Origin of the sequence: Hoylesella buccalis ATCC 35310, from assembly GCF_000177075.1 — a bacterium.
Taxonomy (GTDB): domain Bacteria; phylum Bacteroidota; class Bacteroidia; order Bacteroidales; family Bacteroidaceae; genus Prevotella; species Prevotella buccalis.
On the sequence record NZ_ADEG01000072.1, the window covers coordinates 1 to 5,782 of the forward strand.

The window sequence follows — 5,782 nt, forward strand, 5'->3', positions numbered from 1 at the left end:
GCCGGCCTGTGCTGATTGTAATTTATGGCAGGCGGCGTATTGGAAAGTCAGAACTCATCAAGCATGTTTTGACCAATCAGGATGTATACCATCTAAGCGAAGAAGCACAAACGCAGCAGCAGATAGATTCCTTTGCCAAGACTGTTTCTTTTACGTTTGATGGCTTTGACCGAGTATCTTATCATGATTGGGAAACGATACTCACCTCTATCAATCTATATGTTGGGGAGAACACATCGGTTTGCTTAGATGAGTTTTCTTATCTCGTCAAGAGCGATCCTTCGCTTCCTTCCATCATTCAACGGCTAGTGGATAACAAAAAACTGAAATACAACTTGATACTTTGTGGTTCCTCCCAACTGATGATGCATTCATTGGTACTCAATGAAAAATCGCCCTTGTATCAACGCTGTGCTTGGCAGCCAAAGCTGAAGCAACTGCGTTTACCTTATATCAAAGAAGCCCTGCATTGTTCCGACCAGCAGGCTGTTGAGGAATATGCCGTTTGGGGTGGTGTGCCTCGTTATTGGGAACTTCGTGCCGACTTTGATAGTTTGGAGGAGGCGGTGCGCAATCTGTTGGTCAATAACTATGGCACGCTGTACGATGAGCCAACACGGTTGCTTCGTGATGAACGTCGTGATACGGCTACGTCTTTCTCATTACTTACTACGGTGGGCAACGGGGTAAATCGCATTTCGGAAATAGCCGGTCGTATGCAGCAGCCTGCAACTAATCTTTCTCAGCCCATCAGCATACTGACCGATTTGGGCTATGTGGAGAAAGATATACCATTTGGCGACAATCCGAAAAGCAGCAAGAAAGGACTGTATCGTCTTGGTGACAACTTTCTTTCCTTCTATTACAGGTTTATCAATCCTAACAAATATCTCATTGAGCTCGATCGACAGGATCTCGTCATGGATATTATTCGTAAGGACTTCAGCACATACGTTGGTCAGGTTTGGGAAAGGATTTGTCGCAACTTCGTAACGGGCAATGAAATCGATGGTGTAGTCTATGGCAATGCCTCACGGTGGTGGGGCAGCATACCAAAAGAAGATGGCAGCAACGACTACGAACAGATAGAGCTCGATCTTGTAGCTGAATCGCTCGACAAAAAACACATCCTCGTGGCAGAATGTAAATGGCGTGAATGCGACGATGCACAGAGCGTATATGAACAATTAACAAACCGTGCCAGCCGCTTACCATTCGTAAAGAAGGGGCAAAAGGTACACACGATATTGTTCCTCAAAACAGAAACCAAGGCTGATGTTCCATGCTATTATCCCAAAGACATCATTGCGTCTATGCTTCAAGAGGATGCCTCCAAAGACAAAGCTTCATATTAACATTCTTGAGTCGATAACTTTTTGCAGGTTATGGAAAAACTAACCGCCACAAATTAGATGACTGCGCTTTCATTATCTGTCTTCAAGGCAAAACAACTCGCAAATGCAAAAAATAAAATAAGAAAAAGCGTGGTTTAAAGACGAGTGATATACACCCACAAAAAAAATAAGCCCCTCCGAAGAGAGGCTGTAGGACTTGCATCCTTCGGCATATAGCCTTATTGTGATAAGATGTAGAATATCTTATGTGGCAAATGTAAACAAAATAGTTGTTCCTAACAAATGTTTTTTCTAATTTTACAGAAATAAATTTATTTATCATGAACAAACGCATATTGGGATTGGATACTGGCACCAATAGTTTGGGGTGGGCAGTAGTTGATTGGGATGAGCACGCCCAGAGTTACGAGCTTATTAAATATGGTGATGTTATCTTTCAAGAAGGTGTAAAAATTGAAAAGGGGATAGAATCTTCTAAGGCTGCCGAGCGTTCGGGGTATAAGGCTATACGGAAACAATATTTTCGACGCCGCTTACGCAAAATACAAGTATTAAAGGTGCTGGTGAAATATCATCTTTGTCCTTATTTGAGTGATGATGATTTACGACAGTGGCATTTACAGAAGCAATATCCTAAGAGCGATGAGTTGATGTTATGGCAGCGCACAAGCGATGAAGAGGGGAAAAATCCTTATTATGATAGACATAGATGTCTGCACGAAAAATTAGATTTAACGGTTGAGGCTGATAGATATACCTTAGGTCGTGCTTTATATCATTTAACACAACGGCGTGGCTTTTTGAGTAATCGACTGGACACCAGTGCAGATAATAAAGAAGACGGAGTGGTGAAATCGGGAATTTCGCAGTTGTCGACAGAAATGGAAGAGGCGGGATGCGAATATCTTGGAGATTATTTTTATAAACTCTATCATGAACAAGGTAACAAGGTACGCATCAGACAAAGGTACACAGACCGTAAAAAACATTACCAACATGAGTTTGATGCAATTTGTGAAAAGCAAGAACTAAGCAGCGAGTTAATAGAAGATTTGCAACGAGCCATCTTCTTTCAACTACCGCTTAAATCGCAAAGGCACGGTGTAGGCAGGTGTACCTTTGAAAGAGGGAAACCGCGTTGTGCCGATTCGCATCCTGATTATGAGGAATTTAGAATGCTTTGTTTTGTCAACAACATTCAGGTAAAAGGACCTCACGATTTAGAACTACGTCCCTTAACTTACGAAGAGCGAGAGAAAATTGAACATTTGTTTTTCCGTAAATCAAAGCCTAATTTCGACTTTGAAGACATAGCCAAGGAATTGGCAGGCAAGAAAAACTACGCTTGGATACATGACAAAGAAGAAAGAGCTTACAAGTTTAATTATAGAATGACACAGGGCGTGCCAGGATGTCCTACTACAGCACAGTTGAAAAGCATATTTGGCGACGATTGGAAAACGGGTATCGCCGAGACATACACACTTATTCAAAAGAAGAATGGGAGTAAGAGTTTGCAAGAAATGGTGGACGATGTTTGGAATGTGTTGTATTCTTTTTCATCGGTTGAAAAGCTAAAAGAGTTTGCTCATCACAAGTTGCAGTTGGATGAGGAGAATGCAGAGAAGTTTGCAAAGATAAAACTAAGTCACAGTTTTGCAGCACTAAGCCTGAAAGCGATACGCAAATTCTTACCGTTCTTGCGCAAGGGAATGTATTATACGCATGCTTCGTTCTTTGCGAACATTCCTACCATTGTAGGTAAAGAAATATGGAACAATGAGCAGAGCAGAAAGTACATCATGGAGAATGTTGGTGAACTGGTTTTCAATTATCAACCTAAACATCGCGATGTACAAGGAACCATTGAAATGCTAATTAAAGATTTTCTTGCAAACAACTTCGAGTTACCAGCCGGGGCAACAGACAAACTATATCATCCTTCCATGATAGAAACCTACCCTCATGCGCTACGCAACGAATTTGGCATACTGCAATTGGGCTCGCCACGAACCAATGCCATCCGAAATCCTATGGCTATGCGCTCTCTACATGTCTTGAGACGGGTGGTAAATCAGTTGTTGAAAGAAAGTATTATTGACGAAAATACGGAAGTACATGTTGAGTACGCCCGAGAATTGAATGATGCCAATAAGCGAAGAGCAATTGCAGATAGGCAAAAAGAGCAAGACAAACAACACAAAAAATATGGCGATGAAATAAGGAAGTTATACAAAGAAGAAACAGGAAAAGACATTGAACCAACTCAAACAGATGTGTTAAAGTTTCAACTTTGGGAGGAACAAAACCACTATTGCTTATATACAGGTGAACAAATAGGTATCACCGACTTTATTGGGAGTAATCCAAAGTTTGATATAGAGCACACTATTCCACAGAGTGTTGGTGGAGACAGCACACAGATGAACCTTACATTGTGTGACAATCGGTTTAACAGAGAGGTAAAGAAAGCCAAACTACCAACAGAACTGGCAAATCATGAGGAGATATTGACAAGAATTGAACCGTGGAAAAACAAATATGAACAGCTGGTAAAAGAACGTGACAAGCAACGCACATTTGCTGGAATGGATAAAGCGGTGAAAGATATAAGGATACAAAAACGCCATAAGCTACAAATGGAGATAGATTATTGGCGAGGAAAGTATGAACGATTTACCATGACCGAAGTGCCCGAAGGGTTCAGTAGGAGACAGGGAACTGGCATCGGACTTATTTCTCGTTATGCGGGGTTGTATCTCAAGTCGTTATTCCATCAAGCAGACAGTCGCAATAAATCGAATGTTTATGTGGTAAAAGGCGTGGCAACAGCCGAGTTTCGTAAAATGTGGGGGCTGCAAAGTGAGTATGAAAAGAAATGTAGAGATAATCATTCGCACCATTGTATGGATGCTATCACCATTGCATGCATCGGAAAGAGAGAGTACGATCTCATGGCTGAATATTACCACATGGAAGAAACATTTAGGCAAGGCAGAGGTTCTAAACCTAAATTCTCAAAACCTTGGGCTACATTTACAGAGGATGTTCTCAACATATATAAAAACTTATTGGTAGTACACGATACTCCGAACAACATGCCGAAGCATACAAAAAAGTATGTGCAGACATCTAAAGGAAAGGTGTTGGCTCAAGGGGACACAGCAAGAGGTAGTTTACATCTTGATACATATTATGGCGCAATAGAGCGAGATGGAGAAATAAGATATGTTGTTCGGCGACCACTCAGTTCGTTTACAAACCCAAAAGAACTTGAAAATATTGTCGACGAAACGGTGAAGCGAACCATTAAAGAAGCAATAGCGGACAAAAATTTCAAGCAGGCTATAGCAGAACCAATCTATATGAATGAGGATAAAGGCATACTTATAAAAAAGGTAAGATGTTTTGCTAATTCGGTGAAGCAGCCTATCAATATCAGGCAACATCGCGATTTGTCCAAGAAAGAATATAAACAGCAATATCATGTAATGAATGAAAATAATTACTTGTTGGCTATTTATGAGGGTTTGGTGAAAAATAAAGTGGTTAGAGAATTTGAAATAGTAAGCTATATCGAAGCAGCTAAATATTATAAACGAAGTCAAGACCGAAATATATTCTCGTCAATAGTGCCTACTCATAGCACCAAATATGGATTGCCACTTAAAACAAAACTTTTAATGGGGCAGCAGGTGTTAATGTTTGAAGAAAATCCTGACGAAATACAAGTGGATAATACCAAAGACTTAGTTAAAAGACTCTACAAGGTGGTTGGCATTGAAAAAGATGGACGTATAAAATTTAAACATCATCAAGAGGCTCGTAAAGAAGGGTTGACTATCTACAGCACTCCTTATAAAAACAATGATGATTATGTTCCTATTTTCAGACAGAGCATAAAAAATATCAACATATTAGTAGATGGTATAGATTTTAATATCGACATTCTTGGTAAAGTAACGCTTAAAGAGTAAGTCGATATGTTAAAGCGAAGCGTTGTGTACCTATTCAGTTAGAATTTTTTTAGTATATTTGCAATAACGCTGATATATTCGAGCCACTTCTTGTATGAAAATATTTGTATAATGTACTTATATTCAATGTTTTAAATAGTACAAGTTGTGGTTTGATGTAGAATAAAGATATAAAGCAACTCGCAAGTTTCTCTATCAAATGACGCATAGGTTGTGGTTTGATGTAGAATCAAGATATGAAGCAACAATAAACGCTGTCCCACCGCTGCACCGTGTGTTGTGGTTTGATGTAGAATCAAGATATGAAGCAACGGAGACGGATCAAAATCTTAACGCCCACGAGTTGTGGTTTGATGTAGAATCAAGATATAAAGCAACATATCTTCTTTGCACAGCAACAAGTAGAATGTTGTGGTTTGATGTAGAATCAAGATATAAAGCAACATGACT

At 39.9% G+C, this 5,782-nt stretch carries 2 protein-coding genes; both read left to right on the top strand.

All coding sequences use genetic code 11. The features are described 5' to 3' along the window. On the top strand, positions 1-1,355 hold a 1,355-nt coding region (locus HMPREF0650_RS07745), incomplete at its 5' end, for an ATP-binding protein (protein WP_040562880.1). 320 nt (positions 1,356-1,675) lie between these two features. Then, positions 1,676-5,332: a type II CRISPR RNA-guided endonuclease Cas9 gene (cas9, locus tag HMPREF0650_RS07750; protein ID WP_004349784.1), complete on the top strand. Its 3,657-nt coding sequence runs from the start codon at positions 1,676-1,678 to the stop codon at positions 5,330-5,332. Positions 5,333-5,782: the final 450 nt, after the last annotated feature.

Excerpts from the sequence above, each read along its gene's own strand:
- cas9 (WP_004349784.1), top strand. The coding sequence starts at position 1,676 with ATGAACAAACGCATATTGGGATTGGATACTGGCACCAATAGTTTGGGG.